Source organism: Ruegeria sp. ANG10, from assembly GCF_040705255.1.
GTDB lineage: Bacteria > Pseudomonadota > Alphaproteobacteria > Rhodobacterales > Rhodobacteraceae > Ruegeria.
In genome coordinates this window covers 334,460-347,447 of sequence record NZ_JBFCVU010000004.1, presented here as the reverse complement: position 1 = coordinate 347,447, position 12,988 = coordinate 334,460, and the positions used below count along the sequence as shown (strand labels likewise).

Here is a 12,988-nt window from a genome sequence, read left to right as displayed (position 1 = left end):
GCCACGTCCATGCGATGATGACTTTCCCAAAATCGCCAACATGTTAGATTGCCGGAACCCGGCAACCAGGAAGAACCGATGCAGCGCTACGAATACAAAGTTGTCCCAGCCCCGCAAAAAGGCACCAAGGCCAAGGGCGTCAAAACCGCCGAAGGACGGTTTGCAGCATCCGTGGAACAGCTGCTGAACGAGATGGGGCAAGACGGCTGGGAATATCAGCGGGCCGAATTGCTGCCCAGCGAGGAACGCGCTGGCCTGACTGGTTCAGCTGTGAACTGGCGCAATGTGTTAGTCTTTCGGCGCGAGATCGAGGCGCCTTTTGTCTCGACTCGTAACCCAACCGAAACGCCGGACAGCGTCCCGCTGGCGCAACCCGTACCTGGGCCCGAAACAGTTGTTGCCCCAGCTCCGATTGCCGAAGAAGTGAAAGACCCGCCCCTGTCGCTGAAAGGGTCCGAGGCGAAATCCGAACCTCAGGAAAAGCCCTGATCGCGGCGAGCCTCAAGTCAAGCGCAGCACGTTTTTCCCTGTTGTATCGGAGGGCAAGGCACCGTTGCGTATGAGCAGTAGACGCAGCAATCGCCCTCCAGAGGCTTCAACATTTTGCGGCAGGATTTGCATTCATAGAACCACTGACACGCGTCCGTGGGCATGGTTTCCGTTTCGACGTGCCCACAGGATGGGCAAGTCAAGGTGGACTCGAGCGTAATAGCCGTCTCCGTACTGGACATTTGATCCCTCTCCTCAAAGCATTTTGGGCCAGCTACACCCCAATATCCAGCGCCAGAGCATGGATGCGCGGCACGATATCGCCCAGCGCCCTGTGCACGGCGCGGTGGCTGGCAACGCGGGACTGGCCCTCGAACGCGCTGGCGCGGATGCGGACATTGAAATGGCTTTCGCCTCCGTCCTGATACCCGGCATGGCCGCGATGGCTTTCGCTGTCATCGATGACCTCCAGCTCACGCGGATTGAACGCGGCCTCAAGGCGCTGATGGATTTCGTCACTCACGCTCATTTTTTCGCTCAGCGGCAAAAAATTTACCGCTCCCCCTCTTCTACTTTCGGCTGCTTAGACTAAACTGCTGCCTCCGAGTCGAAAAGATGTGTTCGTAAGGATCAGAGCATGGTGAAATCAGACCCCTTCGGATTCGATATGTCCGTTTCCAGCGCTAAGAAAAAGAACCCGCGCGGGCGCCGGGGGATGTCAGGCGCATCTGAGACCTCGACGCGAATCTGCGATCACGAGGGGTGTCAGGAGGCCGGTAAGTTCCGTGCGCCCAAGGCGCCGGATGTGCTGGACGACTTTTACTGGTTCTGCCAGCAGCACGTCCGCGAATATAACAACAAGTGGAACTTCTTCGACGGCACCACCGAGGCCGAGTTGAACGCTCAGCGCTCAAAAGACAAAGTGTGGGAGCGTGAAACCAAGCCGATGGGCGACCCCGAAGCGCGTGCCTGGGCCCGTCTGGGCATCGAGGACCCGCATCAGGTTCTGGGCGAGAACGCTACTAAGAACCCCGGCCGCGCCAATTCCGGAGGCCGCCGCCTGCCCCCCACCGAACGTCGCGCAATCGAGATTCTTGAAGCGCAGGACAGCTGGTCCAAGGCTGAGGTGCGCAAGGCCTATAAAAAGCTGATCAAGGTGCTGCACCCGGACATGAACGGCGGCGACCGATCCCAAGAGGAACAGCTACAAGAGGTCGTCTGGGCCTGGGATCAGATCAAGGACAGCCGGAATTTTAAGTAAGCTCTACTACGCTGAAAACGTACCCCGCAGCGCCTGCGCTTCGGGGCGTTTCAAGCAACGCAGTTTGGTTTTCAGAACCTGCGTGCTGTCACGAAGCTCTGGAAAAAGCGTGCGCAGTTCTTCAACGTCTTCGCGGCCGAAAGAATCCAAAGTCCGACCGCCGACATACAAGCTTTCACTTTGCAGGCCATGCGAGGACAGGATGGCATGCTGCTCGCAGGCAATGTGAAAGTAGGTGACGGGCTCATCCGTTCCTATCTGACGGATCGTATCATCGTTGACCAGATGAATCGCGGCCGAGAAGACCATCGGTTCCCCAAATAGCAACTCGGCCCGCCAGCCTTCAATCACAATCCGGTGTTGCGGGGATACGTACAGATCGCGGTCGGGCAGACCTTTGCCTAATGCGTTGCGCTGAATTCTCACTGGGCGAAACCTTGGCTGGAAACGCAAAGTCTGAACGCTGATTGTTCGTTTCCCGATCCAAACAATAGGAAGGGTTTGACCATCAGATACGCAAACCCTGTCGCCCACCGCCAAATCCTCGACCGGTCGCGGGCCTGCGGTTGTTTCGATTAAGGTACCGGCAACAAAACAAGGCGGGTTCGACGGATCGAGATCACTCTGAGTGATCTTCCAATTGCCGGTGCTCATTGGTCCGGTTGGGTCGTTTGTGTCCCAAGCGAAAATCTGTGTGCCGACCTGAATAAATTCGCCGGAGTCGCCGTTGCTCACCCTGGTGCCTTGCCCAAGGTAGGTATAAGGCTGAAACGTAAGGCCCCCGTCGAATGAGATCGTTTGACCATCAACAATCGCTGGCTGAGTCGTGTTTTGAACGACCAAGTCGCCCGGGCCAGTTGTGTTTACGGTGTGCAGTAGGACATCAAAAGCCATCGAATTCGCCCTTTGCGCCAGCAATGGTCAAAACGGGGGCGCCATCATGCGACGGGTGGATGGGCACTCTTTCGCGACTGCTAGTCTCGTTCAATTACGCCTCACAAATTAAGACAATCGGACTATTCCCTTAAGCTCAGTCTACAAGATTCTATTTTAACCCAAATTAAATATTTCGATATTTGTATTTGATTGAGAATATTGTTCCTTACAAGCACCCTCCTCGATCGCTTTAGCTTTCTGTGCGCTTTCATCCCAATAAGGCCAGTTTCGAAGAAACATCCTCTCAGCCTCCGCGCGGCGCCTCTTTCCCTTGCCCTTCCCGGCAATATGTTGCACCACACACGGGTTCAAACCCGGCAAGACGGGCCAAAGGATAAGGACAAGGCGAATGGCTGACGGATCGATTGATATCAACGCAAAACCCACCGAAGAAATCTCGGTTCGGGACGTATTCGGCATTGATACCGATATGGCGGTCAAAGGCTTTGCAGAGCGCAGTGATCGGGTTCCAGCCATCGACCCGACCTATAAGTTTGATCCCGAAACCACGCTGGCGATTCTGGCAGGGTTTTCACATAACCGCCGGGTTATGATTCAAGGCTATCACGGCACCGGTAAATCGACCCATATCGAGCAAGTTGCCGCTCGTCTGAATTGGCCCGCCGTGCGTGTGAACCTGGACAGCCACATCAGCCGGATCGACCTGATCGGTAAAGACGCGATCAAACTACGCGATGGCAAACAGGTCACCGAATTCCACGAAGGCATCCTGCCCTGGGCGCTGCGCAACCCCGTGGCCATCGTGTTCGACGAGTACGACGCCGGCCGCGCCGACGTGATGTTCGTGATCCAGCGCGTGCTGGAACATGACGGCAAGCTGACCTTGCTGGACCAAAACGAAATCATCACGCCGAACCCGAATTTCCGCCTGTTCGCCACTGCAAACACCGTCGGTCTGGGTGACACCACTGGCCTCTATCACGGCACACAGCAGATCAACCAGGCGCAGATGGACCGCTGGTCGCTGGTCTCGACCCTGAACTACCTGAGCCACGACGCCGAAACGATGATCGTCCTGTCGAAAGCGCCGCACTACAACACCGAGAAAGGCCGCAAAACCGTCAGCCAGATGGTGACCGTTGCTGATCTGACCCGGACCGCCTTTATGAATGGCGACCTGTCCACCGTGATGAGCCCGCGGACCGTGATCAACTGGGCCCAGAACGCCGAAATATTCCGCGATGTGGGCTATGCCTTCCGCTTGTCCTTCCTGAACAAATGTGACGAACTGGAACGCCAGACCGTTGCCGAGTTCTATCAGCGTTGCTTTGACGAAGAACTGCCGGAAAGCGCGGCCAGCACAAGCCTGGGATAAGTAGGTGCAATTTGCCGCGCAAAAATGCGTGTTCATCCACGTACCGAAAACCGGAGGAAACTTTTTTACGCGTTGTTTCCTTCGGTTCTCAGACGATGCCATCGTCACCAGCGGCCACCAAGACGGTACAGACCGGTTCGAACTAAGCGGTGACGCAACCAAGTCCAAGCATCAGACGCTTGCGGAATACAGCCAACTGATTGGCCCGGCCTTTGCCGAGTATACCGCTTATGCCTTTGCCCGCCCTCCGGTCGAGCGGATGATCTCGCTGTACTATTCGCCCCACCGCTGGATGCGCGCGCAAGAAGGGGGTGGTTTCGGCCTTGATCCCCGCAACGAACCAATAAACCTTGAGGAATTTGAGACGCTTGTGTCAGCCAACAAATCGATCTCGGATTTGCTGGATATGAAAAATGTTTCAGGTAGGTTAACCGTCAACAAGAGCGCCCGGCATGCATCAGGAGCGCGCATGACCCTGTTGGATTTTGCCGATTTACGGCACGGGCTTGAGACATTTGGCCGGGAAAACGGCTTTGACCTGACCGACATGCCCAGCAAGAAAGTGAACTCCAGTGCTGTAAGCGATCCCATGAAGCTCAACGCCGGACAGATGCGTGACTTGACCAAAATCGTTATGCGCTCGCCCCACGGCAAAGATCAGAAGTTGTTTCGGCAAAATGGGCTTAAGGGAGTGCTAGAGGGCCTTTCAGGATGGTTCAGGTAATACCACTACTCTCTTTACGATGCATTTACACAAGCCATTGATGCGCCAGTTTCGACCAGCACTAACCAAGGTCTGACTCGCCGCGCTTCGAATTTCTACAAGGATTCTACTGTTAACCCTCTTCTGGTTTCATGCGAAAACGGGGTTGGCCCTATGGTCAAGGCCCTGAATTGGCACTAGGTTGCCGGGACAGAACAAGACCGGACTGCCACCGATGAGCAAACCCAACGACAACCCCGCTGATCCGTTCAAGAAGGCTTTGGCCGAGGCCACCAAAGTTATGGCCGACGACCCCGAATTGAACGTGACCTACACAGTCGACCCTTCCGGTATATCGGGCGAGTCGATGCGTCTGCCGCAAGTCAGCCGCCGGATGACGCGCGAAGAGGTTTTGCTGGCGCGCGGTACAGCTGATGCTCTGGCGCTGCAGCGGAAATACCATGACGACGCCACCCATGCGCGCTATGCGCCTCCGGGTGATATGGCGCGGGACTTGTACGAGGCGATGGAGGTCGCGCGGTGCGAGGCGATGGGCGCGCGGGATATGCCCGGCACCGCCAGCAATATCGACGTCAAGATTGGGCATGAGGCCCTGCGGCGCGGGTACGACCAGTGCAAACAGCCAGCGGACGCGCCTTTGGCGGTTGCTGCGGGCTATCTGATCCGGCACCTGGCCACGGGGCGGGACCTGCCCCCGGCGGCCTCTAACATCATGAATCTATGGCGTGGGTTTATCGAGGAACAGGCCGGTGGCACGCTGGAAAACCTAGATGAGCTGCTCTCGGATCAGGCGGAATTCGCCAAGTTTGCCCGCCAGATGATCAAGGATCTGGGTTACGGCGATCAGCTGGGCGATGACCCTGATGAGCTGGACGACGAACAGGAAGATCAGGCCGAAGACGACGCCGAGGAACAGCCCGATCCCGACAGCACCGGCCAGGATGACCAAGAAGAGCAGGACGCCGACGCCACGCCTGAACAAACGCAGGAAGAACAGCAGGACCAGTCTCAGGCGCAGGTCTCGATGGATGAGATGGCCGAGGATGAGATGGGCGATGAGGCAGAGATGCCCGAAGGTGAGGCTCCGCTGGAACCCCCTGCGCCCCCGCCTGCGTCCGAAGCTGATCCGGAATACAAGGTCTATCTGAACACCTACGACGAAGAGATCGCTGCAGAAGATCTGGCCGAACCGGCCGAGCTGGAACGGCTGCGTGCTTACCTGGATCAGCAGTTGGAGCCCCTGAAGGGCGCTGTTAGCCGATTGGCCAACAAGTTGCAGCGTCGCCTGCAGGCGCAACAGAACCGCAGCTGGGAGTTCGACCGCGAAGAAGGCATTCTGGATGCGGGCCGTCTGGCGCGAGTTGTGGCAAACCCGACCACGCCGCTCAGCTTCAAGGTCGAGAAAGACACCGAGTTCCGCGACACAGTGGTAACGCTGTTGTTGGACAACTCGGGATCAATGCGCGGGCGTCCGATTTCCATTGCGGCGATCTGCGCGGATGTTCTGGCGCGCACGCTGGAACGCTGCAACGTGAAGGTTGAGATTCTGGGCTTTACCACCCGCGCGTGGAAAGGTGGCCTAGCGCGCGAGGCATGGCTGAACGATGGCCGACCGCAACAGCCGGGGCGTCTGAACGACCTGCGCCACATCATCTACAAGGGCGCGGATGCCCCATGGCGGCGCGCACGGCCCAATCTGGGCCTGATGATGAAAGAAGGCCTGCTGAAAGAGAATATCGACGGCGAGGCGCTGGAATGGGCGCATCGCCGGATGCTGGCGCGGCGCGAAGCACGTAAAATTCTGATGGTGATTTCGGATGGTGCGCCGGTCGACGATTCAACGCTCAGCGTCAACCCCGCGAATTATCTGGAAAAACACCTGCGTGACGTGATCGCCATGGTTGAAAAGCGTAAAATGGTTGAACTGCTGGCGATTGGCATCGGTCACGACGTCACCCGCTATTACGACCGCGCGGTGACGATCACCGATGTAGAGCAACTGGCAGGTGCAATGACCGAGCAACTGGCCGCCTTGTTCGACAGTGACCCGCGCGCGCGTGCGCGGGTGATGGGGATGAAAAGGGCCAGCTGAGGCTGGCCTTGCCCCGGGCCAAAGAATTTTCCAAAAGAATAAGGGGTGACCCCCCACTTGGGAGAGGTATGTGATGTTTCAGTCCTTTGAGGTGACGGCGCGCCCGGAACAGGGGCCGCCCCGGTTGGCTGCTCTGCGAAGTGAGATTTCGAACGAAGGGTTGGACGGTTTTCTGATCCCGCGCGCAGACGCGCATCAGGGCGAATACGTGGCACCTCGGGATGAGAGGTTGGCGTGGCTGACAGGGTTCACAGGATCAGCAGGGTTTTGCGCCGTGCTGCCGGATATAGCGGGCGTGTTTGTCGATGGCCGGTATCGAACCCAAGTCAAGGCGCAGGTCGCCGCCGAATTCACTCCGGTTCCATGGCCCGAGGTCAGCCTGAGTACCTGGTTGAAGGAACACCTTCCCGATGGCGGCAAGGTAGGTTTTGATCCGTGGCTGCATGCAGCAGGTCAGATTACAAGCGCACAGAAAGAACTGACCAACAGCGGTATCGAACTGGTGCGCTGTGACAATCTGGTGGACCGCGTGTGGCCCGACCAGCCAACCGCCCCGATGAACCCGGTCAAGATCCATCCAATTGAGTTTGCGGGTGAAACCGCGGACAGCAAAATCACCCGTCTGGCCGAAGCCCTGCGCGAGGCAAACTGCACAGCAGCAGTGATCACGTTGCCGGATTCGATTATGTGGCTTCTGAACATTCGCGGCTCGGATATCGGGTACAACCCGGTGGCGCATGGCTTTGCTATTCTGCGTGCCAATGGCCGGGTGGATCTGTTCATGGATCAGGAAAAACTGTCCGAGCCATTGACGGATCAAGTTTCCGTCCACACGCCGGCGATATTTCTGGACGCTGCTACAGCGCTTGAGGGAAAGATACAGGTCGATCTGGGAACGCTGCCTCAGGCTGTGGCAGATGTGTTGCAGGATCGGATGGTGGATGGCGGCGATCCCTGCGCCTTGCCCAAGGCCTGCAAGAATGCGGCCGAGATCACGGGCAGCGCCGAAGCGCATCTGCGCGATGCAGCGGCGGTTATAGAAACCCTTTGCTGGTTGGATGCGCAAGCCCCGGGGACACTGACCGAGACGCAGGTGGTGACCCGCCTTGAAGAGAACCGGCGCAAGGACAATGCGCTGCAGGATATCTCGTTCGACACAATCGCCGGGACGGGCCCGAACGGCGCGATCATGCATTATCGCGTGACCGAGGAAACCGACACTCGCCTTGAAGACGGTCATATTCTTGTTCTGGACAGTGGCGGTCAATATCTGGACGGCACCACCGACATCACCCGCACCATCGCCATCGGCAAAATCGGGAATGAAGAAAAAGCGTGCTTTACCCGTGTGTTGAAGGGCATGATTAACCTTTCAATGCTGCGCTGGCCTGTCGGGCTGGCCGGGCGTGACATCGAATGTATCGCGCGGGCCCCGCTGTGGGCTGCAGGTCAGGATTTTAACCATGGTGTCGGCCATGGCGTTGGTGCCTACCTGAGCGTCCATGAAGGCCCCCAGCGTTTGTCGAAAGCTAGCCATGTCCCTTTGCAACCGGGCATGATCCTGTCCAACGAACCGGGCTACTACCGCGAGGGCGCCTTTGGTATCCGCATCGAAAACCTCGTAGTTGTTCAAGAAGCCCCAGCCCTGCCCGGTGGTGACGCGGAACGCGCGATGCTGAACTGGCGGACCCTGACGTACGTCCCAATTGACAGAAGGCTGATTGTGACCGACATGTTGACGTCGGCAGAGCGAGACTGGCTGAACACCTATCACTACGACGTTGCGAAAAAACTGCGCTCAAGGCTGGGCGACGACGCGCAACTGTGGTTGGATGCCGCAACTGCGCCGATCTGACACTGTCCTGTTACGCAAACAGAGCAGAAGAGAGGCCGAATTTAAGACGAGGGAAGAAAAATGGTTGAGATCACGATCCGCAAGGCTCCGGGCAAATGGAGCGTTCGTTCCGGTGGTGCCGTACTGGGTGAAAGTAATGGCGCGCTGGAATTGATCGAAGGTGATCTGACTCCAGTGATCTATTTCCCCCGTACCGACATCGCGATGGCCTTTCTGGATAGCACCGATAAGGTCACCCACTGCCCACACAAGGGGGATGCCTCGCATTTCTCGATCGTCAACAAATCCTCGGTGACCGAAAACGCCGCGTGGAGCTATGAAACCCCCATTGCCGCCATGGCCGAGATCAAGGGTTATGTGGCTTTTTACCCGGTCGAGTCGGTGAAGGTTGAGCAGATCTAAGCGCCAACAGCTGGCGTTTCGGCGTAATGAATGATCGCTATTCAGGCAAGGCGGAACAATATGAACAGGTCGGCCTGAACGGAACGGACCTGCTTGCCTATCGCGATCTTGCCAGCCTCATCAACACCTATTCAAACAGGGGCACAGCTGTTGATTTCGGCTGCGGAAGCGGAAAGTCCACTCGCCTGTTGAAACGTCTGGGCCTCTCGGTTGTAGGTTTGGACATTTCCGCGGAACAGTTGAAGCTCGCTCGTTCCGCGGACCCGAGTGGCGACTACCGCCAAATAGGACCGAACGACGAACTGCCGGTGCAGGACGTAGACATAGTCCTGTCTGTATTCGTGTTCATGGAACTGGGATCAAAACAAGCCTTGGAATCCACCGCCAAAGCAATAGAACGTGCTTTGGCAAAGGACGGTGTGTTCTTCATGGTTGTGACGACCAAGGACTTTTACAGCGGCGATTGGCTGACGCTGGACACCAACTTTGCGGAAAACGCAGCAGTCGAGTCCGGTGACAAGGTCCGGGTGCGGTTCCCGGACGCCGATTTGACACTGACCGACTATTTCTGGACAGACGAAGATTATTCCAGCGCGCTGGGACAAGCCGGTTTCGGGCGCATTGACCGCTATTACCCTCTGGGCAAGGACAGTGACGGTCTTGCGTGGAAAGACGAAACCTCCAAGGCACCATTTGTGATCTACGTGGCGCGTAAAGGCGATTGAACGATAAGTGATGATCGCCTAACGGACCTGTTTTCGAGTTAAACTCACGCACCTGTTGCATGCATGTGAACAGCGACCGAGGCAAACTGGATTTGGACACCACCGGAGGATGCCATGTCGATCACGCGCCGCAGTTTCACTGGTATGCTGGCCGCAGCCGCATTGCCCAACACACTTTCAGCACAGCAAGACCCCGTGCTTGAGGCCGTGAGGTCCACCTTGTACGGCAGCAGTTCTGAATTCAAACAGGGCATGGCCTTTCTGGTGCAGCGTGGCAACCCAGATGTAGTCCCGGCTCTGCTGACCGGAATGCGTCATGGACGGCGGCGCAGTGATGAGATCGCCGAGGTCATGCAAACCCTCACCGGTCAGAACATCGGCACCGACTGGTTCGACTGGATGTTGTGGCAGGAAAAGAACCCGCAGCTAGTCCCCCACCCTTCGTTGATCCCTTTCAAGCGTGAGGTTCTGCTGGGCATTGACCCAAATTTCGAAGACTTCTTACGTCCGAAATACCTGCAGCGCGATAAGATGAAAATCCGGCTGGAGGAAATCACATGGGGTGGCGTGTACAAGGACGGCATTCCTTCGCTCGACAATCCAACACTGATCTCGGCCTCAAAAGCCAGCTACCTGAAAGACGACGATCTGGTCTTTGGCGTCTCGATCAATGGGGATGAGCGCGCCTATCCGCTGCGGATCATGGGGTGGCACGAAATGTTCAACGAGGTGATCGGTGGCGTCCCCGTAGCGCTGGCTTATTGCACGCTGTGCGGGTCGGGTATCTTGTTCGAAACACAAGTGGCGGGACGGCGGAAACCGTTTGTGTTTGGATCATCTGGTTTCCTGTACCGTTCCAACAAGCTGATGTTTGATCGCGAGACGCATTCGCTGTGGAACCAATACACCGGAAAGCCGGTTGTGGGCCCGTTGGTCGGCAGTGGAATCACGCTCCAGCAGCGCCCGGTGGTGATCACCACATGGGAAAGCTGGAAATCCTCACATCCCGGCACCCGCGTTCTGTCTCAGAACACCGGCCATCGGCGCAACTATGGCTCTGGCGTGGTGTATCGTGAGTATTTCGCCTCGCCCGAACTGATGTTTCCAGCGCTGGTTGACCAATCCGAACATAGGCAGAAAGACTATATCTTCGCTATCCGCCAGTTCGGTGCGGCGCGGGCCTGGCCTTTGGATGCGTTTAGCAAGACTCGCGTGATCAATGACGCGATTGCCAACCGACCGCTGGTTTTGATCGGCAACCCCGACAAGCGTGCGGTCCGGGCGTTTGAACGCGCCTCATACCGGTTCACAGCGTCCGATGGAGGCCTGGTGGATCAGGGGGGACAGAAATGGACCATGACCGAAGAGGCGCTGATCGGACCAGACGGAACCCGATTGCCGCGGGTGGCCGGGCACATCTCTTACTGGTTTGCATGGGACAATTATCTGGGCGACGCGGCAACGGTCTACGATGGTTAGGAATGCTCCTCGGCCGCCGTGGCGGCCAGCGCCCGGTTATAGGCCTTGAGCGCGTCGATATGAAAGAGCGCACCAACCGGGGATTCGTTACCCTCGTTATCAATCACCACAACCGGGATGCAGGGGATGTCGTCGCGGTCGAAATAGGGCATCGCCGCCTCCAGCGTGGCGCTGGCCTGTACGCATAGGCCCTGCTCGATCAGCTCCTGCGCCTTTTCTTTGGTGATCGAGCGCGGATCCCCAATCGGGCGCATCACCGCCCCAGTGCGCAACATCGCCAACAAATAAGCCTGTGGTCCCGCAGCCAGATGAACATCGCGGCGCTCCAGCTGTGTCAGGAAGAACGACCGGTCCACAAGACGAGAAGCCAAAGCTGTGGACATCGAAACCGAGACCATCACCGCAATTCCGATCTGCCAATCTCCGGTCAGCTCAAAAACGATCATCGTGGTGGAAATCGGCGCACCCAGCACTGCGGCGGCCACGGCCCCCATCCCCGCAAAGGCATAGAGCGTGTGGGTCCCTGACACATCCGGCAGCAGCCCGGTTGCGATCAGCCCAAAGGCCAAACCGGTCAGAGCGCCAACCATAAGCGAAGGTGAAAACACGCCACCGCCCATGCGCCCCCCCATAGTGATGGCCAAAGCGACTGTTTTTACCACGGCGAACAAGATCGCGACGGTCAGGGTCAGATCGCCAGTCAAGGCGCGGATCGTCGTCTCATACCCAACCCCGATGATATGCGGAAACCAGATCGCCAGCAGACCCAGCATTGCACCGGACACGGCGGGGCGCAGCCAACGTGGCAGTGACAGGCGGTTCTGAATGTGAGTGCCGATGTCTTCGGCAAAAAAGATCGAGCGCATCAACAGCAATGACACCAGCCCGCAGATCAGCCCAAGGATCAAAAAGGCTGGCAGCTCTACATAGAATTGCAGCGAGCCCGGGGTTTCCAGAACGAACTCGGTCACATCCCCGTATTCCAGCCGGTTGATCACCGTACCAGCGACCGAGGCGATAACGATGGGCGCAAAGGCATGCACGGCAAAGTGGCGCAGCACCACTTCAAGCGCGAATAGCGCCCCAGCGATGGGTGAGTTAAAGCTGGCTGAAACTGCTGCCGCCACAGCGCAGCCCAACAGATCGCGACCAGTGATGCCATCCGCGTGGATACGATTACTGACCCAGGTCGAGATCACCCCGGCCATATGCACCACCGGGCCTTCCCGCCCGGTTGACCCGCCAGTGCTGAGCGTGATCAGAGAGGCAAAGAACGAGGCGATGCCCGCCTTGCCCTCGACCCGACCATTGGTCAGCGCAGACCCCTCGATCACGTCCGCGACCGAGCGTACGCGCCCGTCATCGGTGAATCTGTGTAGGATAACACCAACAATCAAACCGCCGATGATCGGCGTAATCAGGATCAGGAACCACGGCAATTTCTCAGCATGGCTGTGCAGCAACAGGATATCGTCTGTGTCGTAGACATAGGCCTGCAGCGACCGGATCGCCTTACGGAACCCCAACGCCATGAACCCCGCCGCAATCCCAATCGCCAACGCAATGAACCAGAACTGAATCTGGCTGGGCCCACGTCGCAACATCACCCGCCACGCATCCTTCATCGCGGCCAGAGCCTGATTGAGCTGGTTGCGCAGAACGGTGCGGGTCGTTTGGGTCATTGGCACT

The 12,988-nt window shown here is 57.7% G+C and carries 13 protein-coding genes; 9 read left to right on the top strand and 4 right to left on the bottom strand.

The window, feature by feature from the left end; genetic code table 11:
* Positions 1-78: 78 nt before the first annotated feature.
* A complete protein-coding gene (locus AB1A64_RS11645) occupies positions 79-489 on the top strand; it encodes a DUF4177 domain-containing protein (RefSeq protein WP_366551553.1) in 411 nt (136 codons plus the stop codon).
* Positions 490-506: 17 nt separating this feature from the next.
* On the opposite strand, the gene AB1A64_RS11640 is transcribed toward AB1A64_RS11645, so the two are convergent.
* Together AB1A64_RS11640 and AB1A64_RS11635 are read right to left on the bottom strand one after the other, a co-directional pair.
* Positions 507-731 (bottom strand): GDCCVxC domain-containing (seleno)protein, encoded by a 225-nt coding sequence (locus AB1A64_RS11640; RefSeq protein WP_366551552.1) that lies wholly within the window; start codon positions 729-731, stop codon positions 507-509.
* Between the two features lie 32 nt (positions 732-763).
* On the bottom strand, positions 764-1,018 hold the full coding sequence (locus tag AB1A64_RS11635; RefSeq protein WP_366551551.1) for a BolA family protein: 255 nt from the start codon (positions 1,016-1,018) through the stop codon (positions 764-766).
* A 108-nt stretch (positions 1,019-1,126) separates the two neighbouring features.
* Here AB1A64_RS11635 and AB1A64_RS11630 point away from each other — a divergent pair, with 108 nt between their 5' ends.
* Positions 1,127-1,750 carry a J domain-containing protein gene (locus AB1A64_RS11630; RefSeq protein ID WP_366551550.1) on the top strand — a complete coding sequence of 208 codons (624 nt, stop codon included), beginning with the start codon at positions 1,127-1,129 and terminating at the stop codon, positions 1,748-1,750.
* Between the two features lie 6 nt (positions 1,751-1,756).
* Here the strand turns inward: AB1A64_RS11630 and AB1A64_RS11625 are convergent, their stop codons facing one another.
* Complete coding sequence (locus AB1A64_RS11625; RefSeq protein WP_366551549.1) at positions 1,757-2,644, bottom strand: Hint domain-containing protein; 888 nt, start codon at positions 2,642-2,644, stop codon at positions 1,757-1,759.
* Positions 2,645-3,035: 391 nt separating this feature from the next.
* Between AB1A64_RS11625 and cobS the strand changes: the two genes are divergently transcribed.
* The 7 genes from cobS to AB1A64_RS11590 all read left to right on the top strand — a co-directional run bounded on the left by cobS (position 3,036) and on the right by AB1A64_RS11590 (position 11,299).
* The gene (cobS, locus tag AB1A64_RS11620) at positions 3,036-4,022 is read left to right on the top strand and encodes a cobaltochelatase subunit CobS (RefSeq protein ID WP_170360236.1); all 987 of its coding nucleotides are present in this window, start codon (positions 3,036-3,038) and stop codon (positions 4,020-4,022) included.
* Between the two features lie 4 nt (positions 4,023-4,026).
* Positions 4,027-4,746: a sulfotransferase family 2 domain-containing protein gene (locus tag AB1A64_RS11615; protein WP_366551548.1), complete on the top strand. Its 720-nt coding sequence runs from the start codon at positions 4,027-4,029 to the stop codon at positions 4,744-4,746.
* A 214-nt stretch (positions 4,747-4,960) separates the two neighbouring features.
* Complete coding sequence (gene cobT, locus AB1A64_RS11610; protein WP_366551547.1) at positions 4,961-6,838, top strand: cobaltochelatase subunit CobT; 1,878 nt, start codon at positions 4,961-4,963, stop codon at positions 6,836-6,838.
* A gap of 73 nt (positions 6,839-6,911) precedes the next feature.
* Positions 6,912-8,693, top strand: a complete 1,782-nt coding sequence (locus AB1A64_RS11605; protein ID WP_366551546.1) for an aminopeptidase P family protein — start codon at positions 6,912-6,914, stop codon at positions 8,691-8,693.
* A gap of 60 nt (positions 8,694-8,753) precedes the next feature.
* A complete protein-coding gene (locus AB1A64_RS11600) occupies positions 8,754-9,095 on the top strand; it encodes a DUF427 domain-containing protein (protein ID WP_366551545.1) in 342 nt (113 codons plus the stop codon).
* Positions 9,096-9,121: 26 nt separating this feature from the next.
* Positions 9,122-9,820, top strand: a complete 699-nt coding sequence (locus AB1A64_RS11595; protein ID WP_366551544.1) for a class I SAM-dependent methyltransferase — start codon at positions 9,122-9,124, stop codon at positions 9,818-9,820.
* 114 nt (positions 9,821-9,934) lie between these two features.
* Positions 9,935-11,299 (top strand): DUF3179 domain-containing protein, encoded by a 1,365-nt coding sequence (locus AB1A64_RS11590; RefSeq protein ID WP_366551543.1) that lies wholly within the window; start codon positions 9,935-9,937, stop codon positions 11,297-11,299.
* Here AB1A64_RS11590 and AB1A64_RS11585 read toward each other — a convergent pair.
* A complete protein-coding gene (locus AB1A64_RS11585; protein WP_366551542.1) occupies positions 11,296-12,981 on the bottom strand; it encodes a chloride channel protein in 1,686 nt (561 codons plus the stop codon). The genes AB1A64_RS11590 and AB1A64_RS11585 overlap by 4 nt on opposite strands.
* Between the last annotated feature and the right edge of the window lie 7 nt (positions 12,982-12,988).

Bases quoted from the DNA above. Each gene is read 5' to 3' on its own strand.
- AB1A64_RS11645 (WP_366551553.1), top strand. From the start codon at position 79: ATGCAGCGCTACGAATACAAAGTTGTCCCAGCCCCGCAAAAAGGCACC.
- AB1A64_RS11640 (WP_366551552.1), bottom strand. From the start codon at position 731: ATGTCCAGTACGGAGACGGCTATTACGCTCGAGTCCACCTTGACTTGC.
- AB1A64_RS11635 (WP_366551551.1), bottom strand. From the start codon at position 1,018: ATGAGCGTGAGTGACGAAATCCATCAGCGCCTTGAGGCCGCGTTCAAT.
- AB1A64_RS11630 (WP_366551550.1), top strand. From the start codon at position 1,127: ATGGTGAAATCAGACCCCTTCGGATTCGATATGTCCGTTTCCAGCGCT.
- AB1A64_RS11625 (WP_366551549.1), bottom strand. From the start codon at position 2,644: ATGGCTTTTGATGTCCTACTGCACACCGTAAACACAACTGGCCCGGGC.
- cobS (WP_170360236.1), top strand. From the start codon at position 3,036: ATGGCTGACGGATCGATTGATATCAACGCAAAACCCACCGAAGAAATC.
- cobT (WP_366551547.1), top strand. From the start codon at position 4,961: ATGAGCAAACCCAACGACAACCCCGCTGATCCGTTCAAGAAGGCTTTG.
- AB1A64_RS11605 (WP_366551546.1), top strand. From the start codon at position 6,912: ATGTTTCAGTCCTTTGAGGTGACGGCGCGCCCGGAACAGGGGCCGCCC.
- AB1A64_RS11600 (WP_366551545.1), top strand. From the start codon at position 8,754: ATGGTTGAGATCACGATCCGCAAGGCTCCGGGCAAATGGAGCGTTCGT.
- AB1A64_RS11595 (WP_366551544.1), top strand. From the start codon at position 9,122: ATGAATGATCGCTATTCAGGCAAGGCGGAACAATATGAACAGGTCGGC.
- AB1A64_RS11590 (WP_366551543.1), top strand. From the start codon at position 9,935: ATGTCGATCACGCGCCGCAGTTTCACTGGTATGCTGGCCGCAGCCGCA.
- AB1A64_RS11585 (WP_366551542.1), bottom strand. From the start codon at position 12,981: ATGACCCAAACGACCCGCACCGTTCTGCGCAACCAGCTCAATCAGGCT.